The sequence below is a fragment of the uncultured Algoriphagus sp. genome, from assembly GCF_963974365.1.
In the GTDB taxonomy this organism is placed as follows: Bacteria; Bacteroidota; Bacteroidia; order Cytophagales; family Cyclobacteriaceae; genus Algoriphagus.
In genome coordinates this window covers 210,337-229,758 of the sequence record NZ_CAXBBX010000005.1, presented here as the reverse complement: position 1 = coordinate 229,758, position 19,422 = coordinate 210,337, and the positions used below count along the sequence as shown (strand labels likewise).

Sequence of the window (19,422 nt, the reverse complement as noted above, 5' to 3'; positions counted from 1 at the left end):
AATAATATCCATTCATGTCTTCAATAAAAATCGGCGGGGCAACCGTCAATCAAACACCGCTAGACTGGTCAGGCAACCTGAACAGAATCATTCTGGCTATTGAAGAAGCAAAAAGACAAGAAGTAGAAATCCTGTGCTTGCCCGAATTGGCTATCACAGGATACGGATCTGAAGATTTATTTTTGAGCTATTGGTACCCAAAGAAAGCGCTTGCTCAGCTGGAGCTTTTACTTCCTCATTGCCAGGGCATCACTGTAGCAGTAGGATTACCCATCAGAATTCAAGACAAAGTCTACAATACTGTAGCTGTCGTTGAAAACAGCAAAGTCAAAGGATTTGTAGCCAAACAATTCATGGCCATTGATGGAGTACATTACGAATTCCGCTGGTTTACCCCGTGGATAGCAAATGAAGTCGTCGAAATAGAATTTCAGAACCAGATGATCCCGCTTGGTGACCTTACTTTTCACCACAAGGACATTCATTACGGATTTGAGATCTGCGAAGATGCATGGAGAGGCAAGCTAAGACCTGGCTATAGACTTTGTGAACGAAAGGTAGATCTGATCTTCAACCCCAGCGCAAGCCATTTTGCCATGGGCAAGTCTCAGCTGAGAAAAGAATTACTGGAAGAAAGCTCAGCGACTTTCGACTGCTATTATTGCTACGCAAATTTGCTGGGAAATGAATCTGGAAGAATGATTTTCGATGGAGAGATCATGCTTGCTAAATCAGGAGAAATACTTTCAAGAAACAGCTTGCTTTCTTTCGAAGACTATCAGCTAAATAGCTTCTTCTTAGAACCTAAAACTCAAAAAATTGCTCCCATTAATTCCAAGAACGAGGAATTTGTACAAGCTTCAGCTTTGGCACTTTTCGACTATATGAGAAAAAGCCGAAGCAATGGTTTTGTGCTTTCACTTTCAGGTGGAGCTGATTCTTCTTCGATTGCAATCCTTGTAGCTGAAATGGTCAAGCGGGGAATCGATGAATTAGGACTGGACCGTTTTTGTAAAAAAGGCGGAGTAAAAAACTTCCCGACTTCTAAATACCCAGAAAAAGAACTGATGAGTCAGCTTTTGACTACGGCTTATCAAGGCACAAAAAACTCCTCCGACGACACATATTCTTCAGCAGAATCTCTTGCTGAAAGTATTGGAGCCACCTTTTACCACTGGGAAATCGATGAGGAAGTAAAGTCCTACACTTCAAAAATCGAAAAAGCAATTGGCCGAAAATTGACTTGGGAGCAAGACGATATCACGCTACAAAATATTCAAGCCAGAACCCGCTCACCTATTATTTGGATGCTGGCAAATATCAATAATGCACTACTTCTAACTACTTCCAATCGTAGTGAAGGAGATGTGGGCTACGCAACCATGGATGGTGACACGTCAGGAAGTATCTCTCCTATCGCTGCTGTGGACAAATATTTCCTTCTCAATTGGCTACGTTGGGCAGAGAAAAGTCTCAGTCGCCCAGGCCTAGCAAAAGTAAACTCGCTACAGCCAAGTGCAGAGTTACGTCCATTGGAAAGAACTCAGACGGATGAGAAAGATTTGATGCCGTATGCAGTAATCTTGGAAATAGAAAAACTTGCAATTCGCGATCGACGTTCACCCATGGATGTTTATCTCATACTTTCTGAAGAACTAACATTAGAACCTGTCACTTTAAAAGGCTATATCAAAAAATTCTTCCAACTTTGGTCACGAAATCAATGGAAAAGGGAAAGGCTTGCTCCTTCCTTCCACTTGGATGAATTCAATGTGGACCCTAAAACTTGGTACAGATTCCCGATATTGTCGGGAGGATTTACTGAAGAACTTGCCCAACTAGATCAACTTTAACTTATCAACTATGCTTGAATTAATCATGAACTATATCGTCTGGGATCCTAATCCTTCCGTAATTCACGGCTGGGAGAGACCGCCTTGGTATAGTATTCTTTTTGCTGCTGGCTTTGTGATTTCCCAGCAGTTCATGGTTCACTTCTTCAAGAAGGAAGGTCAAAACCCTGAGTTAGTTGATAAACTTACCATCTACATGGTGATCGCTACAATAGTTGGAGCAAGGCTAGGGCATGTGCTTTTCTATGAGCCAGCAAAATATTTAAGCAATCCAATCGAGATATTGAAAGTCTGGGAAGGTGGGCTTGCCAGTCATGGAGCTGCTATCGCCATTCTTTTTGCTCTTTGGCTTTATGCCAAAAGAACACCTGGGCAAAGTTACCTCTGGGTTGTCGATCGAATAGTCATCGTCACCGCACTGACAGGGGCACTTATTCGATTTGGAAACTTGATGAATTCAGAGATCGGTGGAAAAGATACCGGATCAGATTATGGAATAGTGTATGCATGGGACACTGAAGAATTACTTTCCACACTCAAAGTTCCGATCGAGTCAATCGATCCATATAAGCCAGCAGATAGAGAAAATGAATTGGTTGGAAATGGAATTGTCCCAGTTAATATTGATTTGAAAATCAATAAAGGATCTTATTCAGTAGAAGAATTAGAAAACACCTTAAGACGAGACATTAAGTACGCTTTAACGCAGTTCTCCTCCAGCCAGGATTACCTTGCCGAACCAGTAGAGAGCCCTTTGGATATGTCAATCTCTGATAAGGGGGATCATTATTTGGTGACAGTACGAACTTTTGGCAGGTCAAAGCATCCCACTCAGATCTATGAATCAGTGTCTTATTTCGTGATTTTCTTGGTTCTATTTGCACTTTGGAACAAATACAAAGAGCGATTGCCTGAAGGCATTCTCTTAGGAATATTCCTCATCACCGTGTTCGGAATGCGCTTCATATGGGAGTTTTTCAAGGAAAGCCAAGTTGACTTTGAAGATGCTATGCAATTCAATATGGGACAGTTACTTAGTGTTCCGCTGGTAATTGCCGGAATAATCTTAGTAATTCGAGCGCTAAGAAATGGCCTAAAACCAATCAAAAATTAAGGAACTGGATCATGCCCGTGGCCTCCCCAAGGATGGCAACGGGCGATTCTTTTCAACCCCATCCAGCCACCGCTGATGACTCCATGCTTCATGATTGCTTCCTTCATGTATTGACTACATGTGGGTGTAAACCTACAGCTGGAGGGGAATAATGGTGAAATGGTGTATTGATACACCAAGACTGGAAATATAGCTATCTTTCGAAGAATGGATTTTGCCATGAATAAGTCCTATAATTGTGGACATTGCGTAAATAACCAAAAATAAACTTTCAGAATTCCCTCTTGATCCTCAAGAAATCAAATATCCTTTATTTCTCTATACTATTCATGGCTCTTTTTATAGAGTTAGGGACTACTAAATCCTATGCACAGGTAGACACCTCTTACTCTCCAGCTAAAAAAGATACGCCAGACAGCGTAATGGTTAATAATATTTTTATCGTAGGGAATGTAAAAACAAAGAAAAGCGTAATTCTTAGAGAGCTTGATTTCGTCACAGATTTCTATTACGATTGGAACACTTTTTTAGAGATTCTAATTGCTGATCAAAAAAAAATATACAACCTAAGGCTTTTTACATCAGTAGAGATCACCCCACTGATTACTGAGGAGAGCCAAGTTGAGATCCTAATTACCGTAAAAGAACGCTGGTATATCCTTCCTCAAATCATCTTTCAGCTCGCTGATAGAAATTTTTCTGAATGGTGGACAAACCAAGACCACAGTTTTTCTAGGGTAAATTATGGACTTAGACTGAGTCACAGCAACGTGGGTGGGAGAAACGAAAAGCTCAAATTTGCGGGGCAACTAGGATTCACAAAGGCTTTGGATCTTCAATACAGCAAACCTTACATTGACAAAAAGCAAAAACATGGACTCGCTGCTCAGTTAACCTTTAAGGAAAATAAGACCATTCCGATTAAATCCGAATACAACAAGCAAATATTCTATACCGATGAGAATGAAGACATTATCAAGAAAAGCTTCTTAGCAGCACTTCGCTATACCTACAGAAGAAGCTATTACAATTATCATTTCGTGACATTGGGATACAGTTCCACCTGGGTCAGTGACGATGTACTCACTGAAAACCCAAATTACTTTCAACATGAAGGCAACAAACTGCGCTATGCATTTGCAACCTATACTTTCAGACACGACCGTCGAGATAATGTCTCCTATGCCACAGATGGGGAATTACTTCAGCTCTCAATCACCAAATATGGAATCATATTCACTGATGAATTAGACGAAGTAGAAGTGAATTTGACGGCGAATAAATATTTCAAGATCTCAGATAAATTCCATTTCAATACTGGTCTGACTGCCGATTGGTTTTTGAGTAAAACTCAACCTTATACCCTAGTAAGGGGAATCGGATATAACCCAAATTTCATCCGAGGCTATGAACTTAATGTAATAGAAGGCCAGCAGCTATACGTTCATAAAAATAGTTTCAGGTGGAAATTTGTCGACTGGGAAATTGACATTTCCAACCTGATACCATTAGAGCAATTCAATACTATTCCTATTCGACTTTACTTAAGTGCAAATTTCGATCATGGTTATGTCAAAGACAGAAACCACATTCCAGAAAACTCACGACTAGCCAACAAATACCTCATGGGCTATGGAACCGGAATAGATTTGGTTGGTTTTTACGATGCTGTTTTCAGGTTTGAATACTCGATGAATAACAGCAAGGAGGGCAATTTCTTTTTCAACTTTTCCGCTCCATTCTAACTAGCTCCGAATAAAAAAATCATCATTTTGGATTGAATATCAAGTTTTTAACTAAATTAGTTAAGACTTTTTCCAATCCATTATGAAGCAATTGACTTTTTTCTGCTTCCTGCTTTTCCTGTACTTTTCTACACAGGCTCAAACGGATCCGCTCACTCAGGTACATGGCGCGAGAAGCCAAGGCATGGGTAATCTTCGAGTGCATGGGATGGATACTTGGAGTTATTTTAATAATCCAGGCGGTCTTGCCAAACTGGAAAACTCTGCCATCTCTGCTGGATACGATAGTCGGTTCGGATTAAAAGAGCTAAGCACTGTTGATCTGGTCGGTGCCTGGAAAGTGAAAACTGGAATACTAGGATTCGGCGTCACTCGCTATGGAGGTAAATTATTCTCTCAGCAATCGCTTGGGGTAGCTTTCGCCAATCAGCTAGGAATTGTGAGCATCGGAGCAAGATTAGAATGGTTTCAAACACAGATAGAAGGGTTTGGAACAGGCAGCAGCCTTATTTTTAGTTTAGGAGGCATGGCTGAACTCAGTCCCGATTTTTCAGTTGGTGCCAGTATCATTAATCTTAGCCGTTCCAAAATCTCAAAAGACTCCGAAAATAGACTGCCAACTGGAGTGAGTTTAGGAATTTATTATACTCCAATCCCCGAGCTACAGCTTCACCTAGAAGTAGAAAAAGACATCCAGATCAAACCCATCGTAAAAGCTGGGATTGAATATGGTATTAGAGACTGGATATTTCTTCGAACTGGGATCAACAGCAATCCTAGTAGATTGTTCTTCGGTATAGGTCTAGAGTCAAATAGGATGAAATTAGATTATTCCTATGGTCAAAATCAGGCTCTTGGAAGTACAAATCATTTAAGTTTAGGTTTTTCTTTTGGCACAAAATGAAAGCGCTACTCCTGATAATGAGCCTTTCTGCCATATTCTATACCCATGCTAAGGCCCAGCAACCTCCACAAAAGGAAATAAATCTAGAATCATTTATGGAGCGCCTTTTTCCTGTTCAGGATGAAGACCTAGATTACGAGTCGATCTATGAAGTACTGCTTCAATTATATCTAAATCCCATGGATATAAATAAAGCAACTTCCGAAACATTAGCGGCAAGCTACCTGCTAGATCCCAGACAAATCAGCAGTTTGATAGCTTATCGCAATCGTTTCGGTCCGTTTATTTCACTCTATGAACTTCAAGCTGTCCCAGGTTTTGATCTGAAAACCATCGATCAAATTCTTCCCTTCCTAACAATAGGCTCTGGATTTTCTACTCAAACTCAATCCCTTTGGAAGCGAGTTATTACTGAAGAACAGGCTTACTTTCTTGTTCGCGTGCGGAGAAACTGGGAGACGCGCAAAGGATACACACCAGCTGATACTAGCTCCACAGGGAAAATTTCAAGTCGCTATTTAGGAGATCCAAACGAATTCTATCTCAGATTTCGGATACAGCATGCACGTGATTTTAGTTTGGGTGTCACACTGGACAAAGATCCTGGCGAGCAATTCACCTGGGATGGTAAAACTGCGAGATATGGCTTTAATTTCTTTTCATTTCACTTCACAAAGTATTATGTAGGAAAATGGAAGACAATTGCCTTAGGTGATTTTCAAGCACAGTTCGGGCAAGGGCTGGTTTTTGGAGCGGGATATTCCTTGGGCAAAGGGGCTGAAACAGTACCAACCGTCCGGAGAAGTAGCGTTGGTATTTTGCCCTACACTGCTGCTTTAGAATTTGGTTTCTTCCGAGGAGCTGGCCTTACTTATCAAAGTGGAAAATGGCAAAGCAGCATGATAGCTTCCTTTGCACCGAGAGATGGAAGGGCAGCTAGTACACGAGATACACTCAGTACTGAAGATTTGACGATTAGTTCGTTCAATCAAAGTGGGCTTCACCGCACAAGCAGTGAATTGGGTACAAAAAATCAATTTCGGGAAATTAGTCTTGGAGGCAATGCGCAGTACGCTGCAAGTAACTTTCAAATCGGTACAACTTATTTATTTACAAAATTTGATCATGCTTGGATCAAGGACCCAACACTTTATAATCAATTTGATTTTGCAGGAAAAAGCAATCAAGTAGCCAGCATTTACCTGAACTACAACTGGAAAAATTTCTTTCTTTTTGGAGAGTCTGCTATTTCCCATTCTGGCGGAAAAGGAAATGTAGTAGGATTTATTTCAAGCCTGAGCAAGCAGGTCGACTTCTCGTTGCTCTGGAGAAAATACGATAAGGACTTCCATAGTTTCTACGGCAATTCATTCTCAGAAAGTACAAAGCCAGCCAATGAACAAGGCGTCTATCTGGGTATTCAGATCAAGCCAATACCCAAATGGAAGGTAAATGCCTACTATGATTTTTTCAAATTCCCCTGGTTTCGATACAGAGTTTACGCTCCTTCCAAAGGCTACGAATGGTTAGCTAAAATCAGCTTTCAACCAAATAGAAATATGACTGCTTTCTTTCAAATAAGAGAAGAACAAAAAGACAGAAATCTCTCGGACTCAGGTGAACCTTCCCTCCCCTATCTCATCAAACCACTGAATAAGGTAAATGGATTGCTCAGCCTGGAGTACCAAGTAAGCAAAGCATTCTTCTTCCGATCACGAATTTTATTCAGCAGAGTACATTACTATGATCAAAAATCTTCGGGATTTATGATCCTTCAGGATGCCCAATACAGTTTTAGCAAATTCAGAGTAACGGGCAGGATAGCCCTTTTTGACACCGAGGATTACGACACGCGCCTTTATGCATTTGAAAACAATGTGCTTTGGACTTTCTCTATCCCTGCGCTTTCTGGTCAAGGTATGCGTTATTATTTATTAGGTCAATATCAACTTAATTCTCAAATCACAGCCTACTGCCGATTTTCTAGGACAACCTATACAGATAGGGAAACCATCAGTTCAGGACTACAGGAAATAAAGGGGAATCACCAAACTGAAACCACCTTACTCATTAGATACATGCTTCACCGCTAAATTTCCATCAATGGTATAAATCAAAGCCAGCTTTTTTGATAATTTGTAATCAAACCACACTATTCTATGAAAATAACACTACAATTAACCATTCTACTACTTTTCTCTCTGAGTTCAGGGTTTGGTCAAAACCTAGATTTGAGCAAATTGAGTAAGAATGATGGATTTATCCCATTTTACTTAGATGAAGAAAAAGGAAAAATATACCTCGAAATCGATAAGCTAGATTGGGAATTCCTCTATGTGAATTCACTAACGGCTGGTGTCGGGTCCAACGACATCGGATTAGACCGCGGCCAATTGGGAGACACTAGAATCGTAGAATTTAGGAGATCTGGAAATAAGCTTTTCCTAGTTCATAAAAATTACGATTTCAGAGCTTATTCAGACAACCCAGCCGAAGTCCAATCCATCAAAGATGCATTTGCAGAATCAATCTTGTGGGGATTTGAGATCGCCCAAAAAGATGGTGACACTTTCATCGTCGATGCCACGAATTTCTACTTACAAGATGTCCACGGAGTAGCGGAGACACTGACAAGAAGTCGTCAAGGCTCTTTTCGTACAGATGCAAGTAGGTCAGGGTTATACTATCCAATGACCAAAAATTTCCCTCAAAATACGGAAGTGGAAATGACCATCACCTTGACTGGCCAAGCAACAGGTGGAAACTTAAGGTCTGTCACTCCTTCGCCAGATGCCGTCACAGTTCGCCAGCGTCATTCCTTCATTGAACTTCCTGACGATAACTATACGCCGCGTGAGTTTGATCCAAGAGCTGGTTTTGGAAGCATTTCTTACATGGACTTCACCACGCCTATCTCTGAGCCGATCATGAAGAAATTCATTGCCCGTCATCGGCTTGAGAAAAAAGACCCGAGCGCTGCGATGTCAGAAGCAGTCGAACCAATTGTTTATTACCTCGATCGAGGTACTCCGGAGCCAGTTGCTTCCGCCCTCATCGAAGGTGGCAACTGGTGGAATCAGGCTTTCGAAGCCGCAGGATTTATAGATGCATTTCGGGTAGAACTAGCGCCGGAAGGAATGGATCTCATGGATGTGAGATACAATGTAATTCAATGGGTTCATCGCTCCACCCGAGGCTGGTCGTATGGCGCCAGTGTACGTGATCCTCGGACCGGTGAGATTTTGAAAGGACATGTTTCCCTGGGATCGCTACGTGTAAGGCAGGATTTTTTGATCGCACAGGGCCTTTTGCAGCCATTCGAAGATGGAGCTCCTGCTAATCCGAAAATGCTTGAACTTGCCGTTGCCCGCCTGAAACAGCTTTCGGCACATGAGATCGGTCACACAATTGGTCTGGCGCATAGCTATGCTACTTCGGCAGAAAATCGTTCCTCTGTGATGGATTACCCATATCCTTTGATCACAGAAACAGCGGATGGTGAACTAGACCTTAGCAATGCCTATGATGACAAAATTGGTGATTGGGATAAATGGGCTATTAAGTACGGATACGCTATCGCTCCTGAAGGTCAAAATGAAGCTGTTTTTCTCAAGACAACACTAGAAGATACTTACGATGCTGGACATCAATTTATCACAGACGCTGACTCTAGAAGTCAAAGTGGAGCACATCCTACTTCTCACCTTTGGGACAATGGAAAATCAGCCCCAGATGAATTAACCAGGATGTTAAAACTGAGGAAAAACAGAATGAAATCTTTTAACCTGAATGCAATCCCTGAAGGTCAGCCTACTGCATTACTGGAGGAGGTTTTTGTTCCACTTTATATGATGCACAGATTCCAGATAGAAGCTACAAGTAAGCTTTTGGGAGGCGTGGATTACAGGTATAAGATTAAAGGTGACAACCAACCTACCCACGGATGGGTACATTCTGACCAGCAAGAACAAGCATTGGAGTCTTTGCTTCTAACCATTTCTCCTGAGCAACTTCGGGTGCCGGAACATATTTTGAAATTAATTCCACCAAGACCATTTGGCTATGGAAGAAATAGAGAAACTTTCGTTTCGCGGGTAAATCCAATTTTTGATCCAATTGCACCGGCTGAAACCATCGTTGACCTGACCTTTGACTTTATGTTGGATGGGTCTAGAGTGAGCCGCATTTACCTACAACATTTGCAACAAAACAATCTTTTTGGGCTGAATGACATGTTGGAAAGCATGGAGAAGCAGCTATTCAAAAACTATCCTGATGAAGACCTCAACCTTGAGATAATCCTAATGACTCAAGCCAAATATGTCGATCATTTGATAGTATTATCTAAAAATGCAGATGTTTCCAATACAATCAGAGCGATCGCCAGAGGGAGATTAAGACAGCTATCTGTAAGCGGACCGCTTACATTAGGCGCAAATACCAGAGCCCAGCACCAATCTTACCTAGCTGAAAAGATAACAGCATTCTTAGACCTACCAGAAGAACTTATTGTCCAGGAAACCTTGAAAGCTCCAGATGGCTCCCCTATTGGAATGGAATCCATGAGCTGTGATTTAGATTACTAACCTGAGATCAGCACCGATTACTTGCACTTTGGCTTTCGCAGCTGAAGTGCATTTTTATTTTTATGGGAGACAACTAAAAAACAAACCATAAAATAGTAGTAAACATGTCAGGCCTACTCAAACTTTATCGACCAAATCGGTAAATTAGCTACTGAATTGACCTAAGCAGGTCATTTGATGGAACCTATCTTGAAAGCTCCTGTTTACTTAGCCAAACGATTTTAGATTTATGAATAACCCATTGTTGGTAGATTTCTCCACTCCCTTTGAAACTGCCCCTTTTGATCAGATCACCCCAACTCATTTTCTTCCTGCAATTAAATCAGCTATAGCTGAAGCCAAGGAAGATATTTCAAAGATTAAAGCCGAAGACGCTCCCGATTTTGAAAATACCATTGTTGCATTGGATGGTGCAGGCAAGAGACTAGGGATAATCGCCGGAATATTTTTCAATCTTAATTCCGCCGAGACAAATGAGGAAATACAAGCTCTGGCAAGAGAGATTTCCCCTCTTCTTACTGAACATGGGAATGATATTTTACTTGATCAAGAGCTTTTCCAGCAAGTCTTAAAGGTTTTTGAACAAAAAGACCTGTTAAATCTGACTGCTGAACAAACAACTTTATTAGAGAAAACTTACAAATCCTTCGTAAGAAATGGAGCGAAACTAACTGGAGACAAAGCCGAACAGCTACGGAAAATTGATCAGGAATTAGCTCAAGTCTCATTACAATTTGGTGAGAATGTTCTTGCTGAGACTAACAAATTTGTCCATTTCGTAGCCGAAGAATCTGATCTGGAAGGGCTTCCCGAAGGAATCAAAGAAGCAGCTGCGCAAATCGCCGAAGAAAAAGGCAAATCTGGCAAGTGGGCGTTTACGCTGGACTATCCTAGTTATATCCCTGCGATGACCTATGCAAAAAACAGAGGTTTGCGGGAAACACTCTTTATGGCAAACGGGACGAAATGTGCTAAAGGAGATGAACTAGACAATCAGGATAGTATCAAGAAAATCCTAAAACTTCGTCATGACCGAGCGGTATTGCTCGGCTATAAAAGTCACGCTGATTTTGTACTGGAAGAGCGCATGGCCAAAAGTCCCGACCAAGTCATGTCTTTTCTGGATTCCTTACTCGAGAAGGCCAAGCCAAAAGGAAATGCAGAAATAAAGGAATTAGAGGCATTTGCAAAGAGTTTAGATGGCATCGAAGAGTTGAAAAAATGGGATTTCGCTTACTACTCTGAGCTCCTAAAGAAAGAAAAATATTCACTAGATGACGAGTTATTGAGACCTTATTTCCAATTGGAAAAAGTAATCGACGGGGTGTTTCAAACTGCAGAAAAACTGTTCGGAATCACCTTCACTCCTGCTCCAGAAATCCCACTTTATCATAAAGACGTAACTGCATACGAAGTCAAAGACAAAGATGGAAAACATCTATCTGTCTTCTACGCAGACTTTTTCCCTCGCCCAGGCAAAAGAAATGGTGCTTGGATGACTAGTTACAAAGGACAAAGCATGCAAGGAGAAAAAGATTTACGTCCACATGTCTCTATTGTCTGCAATTTTACCAAACCAACCAAGTCCAAACCTAGCCTACTGACATTCAATGAAGTAACTACCCTCTTCCATGAATTCGGCCATGCACTGCACGGAATGATGGCAAAGGGCACATATGAATCGCTCTCAGGAACGAGTGTGTTTTGGGACTTTGTAGAGTTACCTTCCCAGATTTTTGAAAACTGGTGCTATGAGAAAGAATGCCTGGATCTTTTTGCGAAGCATTATGAAACCGGAGAAAAAATCCCTGAAGACTTAATTGAGAAAATCAAAAAAGCATCAAATTTCCAACAAGGCTATCAGACGTTAAGACAAATTAGTTTTGGGCTCTTGGACATGGCGTATCATAGCAAAGATCCAAGTGAGATTACTAGCATTTTCAACTTTGAAGCAGAGGTAATGAAGCCGACAGATCTACTTCCAAAAGTACCAGGAACCTTGATGAGCACTTCATTTTCCCATATTTTCCAAGGTGGTTATTCATCAGGATACTACAGCTACAAATGGGCAGAAGTATTGGATGCTGATGCATTCGAACTCTTTCAGGAGAAAGGAATTTTCGACAAAGACACGGCAGATTCTTTTGTGAAAAACATTCTATCCGCTGGCGGAAGTGAGCATCCATCTCTTCTTTACAAGCGATTCCGAGGAAGAGCACCAAAGCAGGGTGCATTACTGAAGCGTGCTGGATTGATATCAGAATAATTTGCTTTCTTTACTTAAACATATTTTGTAGAGATATATTAATATCAAAACCCAACCCTTAATGGAAATTACAAGCAATAAACTTCCTACATACCTTCGGGCGCTTTCAGTAATGATTTTCATTATTGTACTGGTTTTCTTTTTGATTGTAGGGAAAAGTTTGCTTGTTCCCTTATTTATGGGCGGTTTTTTTGCTATACTATTTACCCCATTAGCTATTTGGCTGGAATCAAAAAAAGTCCCTAGAATACTTTCCTGTATCATTTCACTGTTTCTGATGACAGCAATGGTTGGTGGACTTTTGACTTTTGTAATCAGCAATGTGGCAAAATTCACAAAGGACTTTGATGATGTATCTGGAAGACTTACTGAATATGCAATTGAAGTGGATCAATGGGCATTAGAAACATTTTCCTATGACACAGCTTTAGAAGAAAAAGCCAATACTGATTACTTGAAAAATTTGCTTAATGAGCATAGCTCAAGTATTGGGGACTTTGCTCTTAAAACAGTCGGGTCGCTTACTGGATTAGTGTTGATTCCCGTATTTATGTTTTTCTTTCTCTTGTATAGAAATCACCTAACCAATGTACTAATCCATATCTACAAGGACAAGGATCCTGAATTGGTAAAAATCAGAATAGTTAACCTACGAAAGGTAATTTTAAACTACATCGTAGGAGTAGTGAAAGTAATGGGAATCCTTGCTATCCTTAACATTACAGCCTTTTCATTACTAGGAATTAAACATGCAGTTTTCTTTGGTACACTTGGAGCCATTTTAAATATAATTCCTTACGTAGGTCCTTTCTTCGGAGCTATGCTCCCGATGGTTTACTCTTTCCTTACCAAAGACAGTTTATTTTATCCTGCAGGTGTTCTCGTTAGTTATCAGGTTATTCAAATGATTGAAGGCAATTACCTCACTCCAAAAATTGTAGGAGGAAATGTAAACTTGAATGCATTTATCACATTCCTTGGACTGATTGTAGGTGGCTCCATTTGGGGTGTAGCTGGAATGATCTTGGTTATACCAAGTATGGCAATTTTAAGAGAAATATTTGATCTTAGTGATGACACAAAACCATTCGCGCTTCTATTGGGTGAAGAAAAAGAGGAAGACAAAGAACAAGCATTAAAAGAGGAAGCTGAAGAAATAAATGAAGATAAGATCGATTAAAACCTTTTTCCTAGTTGCACTTTTAGTAATCGCGTTTTCATGTGATTCAGATGAAAGTAAGAAAGGGAGATTCCTTTTGAAAGGAAATGAAAAAATGGAAGAAAATGATCCTAAAGGGGCTATGGAATTCTATAGCGAGGCCCTTGAAATGGATTCAACATATGCTGACGCCTATTATAATAAAGCCCTTGCACACTTGCGGCTAAACCAACTTTCGGAAAGCATACAAGATCTTAGTCTAGCAATAAAATACAAGCCAGATTATTACGATGCCCTTTTCCAACGAGGGTTGAATTATCTTGATAATGGAGAATTTTATAACGCAAGAGAAGACGCACAGAAACTAGTACACCTCGATAACCAAAACTGGAAAAGCTATTTTCTCAAAGGTTTGGTAGAAGAGAAACTCACAAATTTTCCTGAAGCCATAGCAGCTTTCAAGCAGGCGTCTGGACTCGATCCTGAAAATTCAGATCTATTGGTAAACCAAGCCACCATTCTATATTATCTAAAGGATTATGAAGGAGCAAAAATGGTTTTAACACAGGCAATGGAAATCAACCCTCTGGAGCCAAACCTTCATAATTTAAGATCGATGATCTATTTTGATGAACAAAATTATTCTGAAGCATTAAACTCTGTAGAGAAAGCAATTTCTTTGGATAAGAGTCAAGCCTATTTCTACAATAATAAAGGCTTGTATTTGCTCTTTCTGGATCAGGAAGAAGAAGGACTTGCACTGATCAACCAAAGCATTAAAATGGACGCAAACAACCCTTTTGCGCTTAGAAACAAAGGGATTTACTACGTGATGCAAGGAGATAAAACCTCTGCTTTGCAGTATTTGGTGGAATTAAATCGGAATTATCCAGAAATGGATTTAGTGAAAGAATACCTTCAAAAGGCTCAGGCACTCTGATTTCTTTCGAAAATCACGTCTTGAATTATTTTCTGTAGCTCAGTCGCATCTATTGGCTTTGCTACAAATCCATCAAAATCACATTCCTCTATTCGGTCTTTGATTTCAAGTTTTGCAGCTGCAGTAAGAGCGATCACTGGAGCTTCAGTGATTTTTTTGATAGCCAATGTTGCATCAAAACCATCCATCTCAGGCATTTGAATATCCATTAAAATACAATCGAAGTTTGTCTGTTTTACAGCATTCACTGCTTCTAGACCATTCAAAACACGCTCGTAAGTAAAGCCCCATTTACTGATGATTTTGCCCAAGACCAAGGCATTTACATCGTTGTCTTCAGCCATAAGTAAATGTAGCGATGAGCTTTGTTTTGAATATCCATTAATCGAAATGGTATTCTGAGTCTGAATTTCAGCGATTTCAAACTCTAACTCAAAAAAGAAACGACTTCCAACATTTACGGTAGATTCGAGGGAAATTTCCGAACCCATCAAATTCAGGAGTTTTCGTGTGATGGAAAGTCCTAACCCAGTTCCGCCATATTTGGTACTGAAAGTAGGTCTCACCTGATCGAAATCCATAAAAATCTTCTCCTGATGCTCGGGAGCTATACCTATTCCATTATCACTTACTTCAAAGTAAATTTTGGCCTTCCCTTCTCCACTTTCAAGTAAATCTACCTTTACTTTAACTTCACCTTCATTTGTGAATTTGAGTGCATTTGTAATTAGATTATTCAGCACCTGAGAAAGGCGTGTTTTATCACCGGAAACTGCGATATCCAATCCTTCAGACATGGTTACTTCCAATCTGTTTTTACTGTCTCTAGCATGGAAAGACAAACCTTTAATTGTTTGAGCAACAAAAGTATTCAGCTGAAATGGTGCCTTTTCTATGGTAAGTTTACCTGCTTCAATTTTCTGGAAATCTAGTAAGTCATTGATCATAATGATCAGGTTATCGACTGCGAAATTGATCGTATCCAATTCAGATTTTTGATGCGATAATGGGTCATCCTGCATTAAGGAGTAAGTGGATCCTGAAATCGCATTCAATGGTGTACGCAGCTCATGACTGATCATTGATAGAAATTCAGATTTGATCTGATTTGCTTTTTCAGCTACTTTTCTCGACTCATCTAGAGTCGCTTCAAATTCCTTTTGCTTGCTAATATCTGTCAAGTAACCATACCAGACCATATCTCCATTTTCGAGAGCTTGTGGTCTAGCAGCACCCAGAATCCATTTGTATTCATCTGAGTTCAGATCAGATTTAACTCGGAACTGACACTGCCAAGGCTCTACTTTCCTGGCAGATGCAATAGAGGTCGTAATCACCTGCGGCAGATCCATCGGATGAACTCTAGAAATAGCCATTGAAATATCTGTGAAATTTTCAATATCGTCAGGCTTTAACCCTAGTACTAAGGCAATTCCTTTCGAGAGAAAAGAAAAGCTCATTTTGCCATCACTATCCAGAACTAGTTGATACAACCCGCCGGGAACTTGCTCAGTAAGGTTCATCAAGAAGTTGCTGCTATCTTCCAAATTCTTCTCTAGAATGACTTTCTCAGAGATATTTTGAAAAGAAAGCATTACATAGTGAATTCCATCCACAAGCAACTGCTTTGACGCAATCTCTAAGGTCAATTCATTCCCATCAGCGCTTGTAAGTGATGATGAGAATCTGTGAACTTTAAATTCAGAAACTGCAGCGCTTATCCAGTTTTTCCATTGATATGGATCAGAAAATATATTATCTAGTTCGCTGAAATGTACTGGTTTTTCATCCTTCTTATCAAATCCAAAAAGGCTTAATGCCGCTGCATTTGCAAGAAAAATTGTACCATCCGGCTTTAAAATCATTTGCGCATCTGGAGATTCTAACAGAAAGCGCTGGAACTCATTTCTTGTTGGCTGTCCTTGAGACCTTATTTTTTTTCCATTATGAAATAAAAAATAGTTTGTTGAGCTGTCTTGAGGAAGCTCAATCTTAAAGTCATATTCATTGCCACCATGGCTTAACGCTAATTCCTCTTTGAAAATAAAGCTGCTGATATCCAAACCAAGTCCCACTAGACTTTTTTCGATCAGACTTGAACCAATCTGATCTTCGAATGCTCGATTGGAATAAAAAATAGGGTATGGAAATGTGTCATCTGCAAGAAACACCATCTCTGATGACTCGTAAATTAATTTCTTAAATGTACTGTTGATTCCTCTTTCTTGCATCGAAGTAGCGCTTACTATGACTTCCTAGGGATCTTGATATAATTATAAATTTCAAAACCTTCCAGACATCAGGCAAACATACAGCAATTTGTATTTCGTAGCAAATAATTCGACTTATAAATACATTTATTTGAAGATAAATACACAATTGGCAATTTAACAGAAACAGCTTCTAGAGACTATCCATTATGTTGAGCATACCAATAGGTCAACTAGTAAATAAGAAAAACACAAAAAAAAGCCGTAGCGAAATCGCTACGGCTTTTTGCAAGAAATTGTGTCTTATGCTTTCGCTTTGATCAGGTTTAGTGCTGATCCTGCTTTAAACCATTCTATTTGTCCTTCATTGTAAGTATGATTTACTTGGATAGTATCCGAAGATCCGTCCGCATGGTTCAATACAACTTGCAATTGCTTGCCTGGAGCAAAAGTAGTGAGGCCAAGAATATCTATAGAATCATTCTCCTGAACCAAGTCATAATCGGCTGGATTCGCAAAAGTCAATCCTAGCATACCTTGCTTCTTCAAGTTAGTTTCGTGAATTCTGGCGAAGGATTTAACCAAGATAGCTCTAACACCAAGGAACCTAGGCTCCATTGCCGCATGCTCTCTAGAAGAACCTTCTCCATAGTTTTCGTCACCTACCACGATAGAACCGATTCCATTTGCTTTATAATCTCGCTGCGTTGCAGGAACTTCACCATACACTCCAGTCAACTGATTCTTCACAGAGTTGGTAGCATCAGTATAAGCATTTACTGCTCCAATAAGCATGTTATTGGAAATATTATCCAAGTGACCTCTGTATCTCAACCATGGACCAGCCATAGAGATATGATCTGTAGTACACTTACCTTTTGCTTTTATTAGGAGTTTTAGACCTTTCAGATCTGTTCCTTCCCAAGGCTTAAATGAATCCAATAATTGAAGACGGTCTGAAGTAGGGCTTACAGCAACAGTTACATTTGATCCATCTTCTGCCGGCTGCTGATAGCCAGCATCTTCAACTGCAAAACCTTTAGTAGGCAATTCAAGTCCACTTGGCTCATCCAACATAACGGAAACACCTTCTTCATTTACAAGACTGTCAGTCATAGGGTTGAAAGTCAAGTCACCTGCAATCGCCAAAGCAGTTACAATCTCTGGAGAAGCTACAAAAGAGTGCGTATTTGGATTTCCATCAGCACGCTTTGCAAAGTTTCTATTGAAGGAAGTGATAATAGAGTTCTTCTCTTGCTTTTCAGCTCCATGACGTGCCCACTGACCGATACAAGGTCCACAAGCATTCGCAAGAACTACACCGCCCATTTGACCGAAAGTATCCAAAAATCCATCTCTATCGACAGTAAATCTTACCTGCTCAGATCCTGGAGTGATTGTATATTCTGATTTGGCTACCAGTTTTTTGTCCACTGCTTGCTGAGCAAGAGAGGCAGCTCTGGAAATATCCTCATAAGAAGAGTTAGTACAAGATCCGATCAAACCAACTTCCAATTTTGCAGGCCAGCCATTTTCTTTTACTGCAGCAGCAAATTTAGAGATAGGCCAAGCCAAATCTGGAGTAAATGGACCATTCACATGTGGCTCCAATTCAGAAAGGTTAATTTCAATTACCTCATCAAAGTAAGTTGCAGGATTAGCATAAACCTCATCATCACCAGTAAGGTGTTCTGCGATTCCATTTGCTAATTCTGCTACATCTGCTCTCTCTGTAGAGGCTAAATAAGCGGCAGATTTTTCATCATATCCAAATATGGAAGTAGTTGCACCGATTTCAGCACCCATGTTACAGATTGTACCTTTTCCGGTCGCAGAAAGTGATCTAGCACCGTCACCGAAATATTCTACGATAGCACCAGTCCCACCTTTTACGGTAAGGATACCAGCTACTTTCAAAATTACATCTTTGGCAGAAGTCCAGCCAGAAAGTTTACCGGTAAGTTTCACTCCAATCAACTTAGGGAATTTCAGTTCCCAAGGAAGTCCAGCCATAACATCACACGCATCAGCTCCACCTACTCCGATCGCCACCATTCCAAGTCCACCAGCATTTGGAGTATGAGAATCAGTTCCAATCATCATTCCTCCAGGAAACGCATAGTTTTCTAAAACTACTTGGTGGATAATACCTGCTCCAGGCTTCCAGAAGCCAAGGCCATATTTATTGGAAACAGAAGCCAAGAAATCATAAACTTCCTTGTTTTTGTCTTTTGCTTTAGTCAAATCTTGATCAGCACCTACTTCCGCTTGGATCAAGTGATCGCAATGTACCGTAGAAGGCACTGCTACTTGACTTTTGCCAGCTTGCATAAACTGAAGCAAAGCCATCTGTGCTGTTGCATCTTGCATTGCAACCCTATCTGGTTGAAAATCAACATAAGAAACACCACGACCATATGCCTGTGAAGCGGCACCTTCACTTAGGTGTGCATAAAGAATCTTTTCAGTCAAAGTAAGTGGACGCCCCACAGCCTTACGAGCTGCTTCGATACGCTCAGGGTATCTGGCATACACTTTTTTGATCATTTCAATATCAAAAGCCATTGTATAGGGATTTTTTGTTTGGTAAAAGTTTCGATTTTAACGACTGCAAATATAGGAAGTTAGCCCAATAATCTGTAACC

Annotated in this window: 12 protein-coding genes; 9 read left to right on the top strand and 3 right to left on the bottom strand. The window is 40.3% G+C overall.

Going from position 1 to position 19,422, the window contains the following annotated elements; genetic code table 11:
* Positions 1-14 precede the first annotated feature (14 nt).
* Together nadE and AACZ87_RS08860 are read left to right on the top strand one after the other, a co-directional pair.
* On the top strand, positions 15-1,853 hold the full coding sequence (gene nadE, locus AACZ87_RS08865; protein WP_339866512.1) for an NAD(+) synthase: 1,839 nt from the start codon (positions 15-17) through the stop codon (positions 1,851-1,853).
* Positions 1,854-1,863: 10 nt separating this feature from the next.
* On the top strand, positions 1,864-2,967 hold the full coding sequence (locus tag AACZ87_RS08860) for a prolipoprotein diacylglyceryl transferase (RefSeq protein WP_339866510.1): 1,104 nt from the start codon (positions 1,864-1,866) through the stop codon (positions 2,965-2,967).
* On the opposite strand, the gene yidD is transcribed toward AACZ87_RS08860, so the two are convergent.
* Positions 2,964-3,188: a membrane protein insertion efficiency factor YidD gene (gene yidD / locus AACZ87_RS08855; protein WP_339866509.1), complete on the bottom strand. Its 225-nt coding sequence runs from the start codon at positions 3,186-3,188 to the stop codon at positions 2,964-2,966. The genes AACZ87_RS08860 and yidD overlap by 4 nt on opposite strands.
* 108 nt (positions 3,189-3,296) lie before the next feature.
* Here yidD and AACZ87_RS08850 point away from each other — a divergent pair, with 108 nt between their 5' ends.
* From AACZ87_RS08850 to AACZ87_RS08820, 7 genes are all read left to right on the top strand, one after another.
* Complete coding sequence (locus tag AACZ87_RS08850) at positions 3,297-4,712, top strand: hypothetical protein (RefSeq protein ID WP_339866508.1); 1,416 nt, start codon at positions 3,297-3,299, stop codon at positions 4,710-4,712.
* An 82-nt stretch (positions 4,713-4,794) separates the two neighbouring features.
* Entirely contained in the window at positions 4,795-5,616 is an 822-nt protein-coding gene (locus AACZ87_RS08845; protein ID WP_339866507.1) for a hypothetical protein, read from the top strand.
* Between the two features lie 95 nt (positions 5,617-5,711).
* Positions 5,712-7,709 (top strand): helix-hairpin-helix domain-containing protein, encoded by a 1,998-nt coding sequence (locus AACZ87_RS08840; protein WP_339866506.1) that lies wholly within the window; start codon positions 5,712-5,714, stop codon positions 7,707-7,709.
* Positions 7,710-7,775: 66 nt separating this feature from the next.
* Positions 7,776-10,202 (top strand): zinc-dependent metalloprotease, encoded by a 2,427-nt coding sequence (locus AACZ87_RS08835; RefSeq protein WP_339866505.1) that lies wholly within the window; start codon positions 7,776-7,778, stop codon positions 10,200-10,202.
* A 229-nt stretch (positions 10,203-10,431) separates the two neighbouring features.
* On the top strand, positions 10,432-12,468 hold the full coding sequence (locus AACZ87_RS08830) for a M3 family metallopeptidase (RefSeq protein WP_339866504.1): 2,037 nt from the start codon (positions 10,432-10,434) through the stop codon (positions 12,466-12,468).
* A 61-nt stretch (positions 12,469-12,529) separates the two neighbouring features.
* Positions 12,530-13,648 carry an AI-2E family transporter gene (locus AACZ87_RS08825; protein ID WP_339866503.1) on the top strand — a complete coding sequence of 373 codons (1,119 nt, stop codon included), beginning with the start codon at positions 12,530-12,532 and terminating at the stop codon, positions 13,646-13,648.
* Complete coding sequence (locus tag AACZ87_RS08820; protein WP_339866502.1) at positions 13,629-14,567, top strand: tetratricopeptide repeat protein; 939 nt, start codon at positions 13,629-13,631, stop codon at positions 14,565-14,567. Before AACZ87_RS08825 ends, AACZ87_RS08820 begins: the two co-directional genes overlap by 20 nt.
* Here the strand turns inward: AACZ87_RS08820 and AACZ87_RS08815 are convergent.
* Together AACZ87_RS08815 and AACZ87_RS08810 are read right to left on the bottom strand one after the other, a co-directional pair.
* Positions 14,555-16,798 (bottom strand): ATP-binding protein, encoded by a 2,244-nt coding sequence (locus AACZ87_RS08815; protein ID WP_339866501.1) that lies wholly within the window; start codon positions 16,796-16,798, stop codon positions 14,555-14,557. The two genes, AACZ87_RS08820 and AACZ87_RS08815, sit on opposite strands and share 13 nt — an antisense overlap.
* Positions 16,799-17,080: 282 nt before the next feature.
* Positions 17,081-19,342, bottom strand: a complete 2,262-nt coding sequence (locus tag AACZ87_RS08810) for an aconitate hydratase (RefSeq protein ID WP_339866500.1) — start codon at positions 19,340-19,342, stop codon at positions 17,081-17,083.
* Positions 19,343-19,422 lie beyond the last annotated feature (80 nt).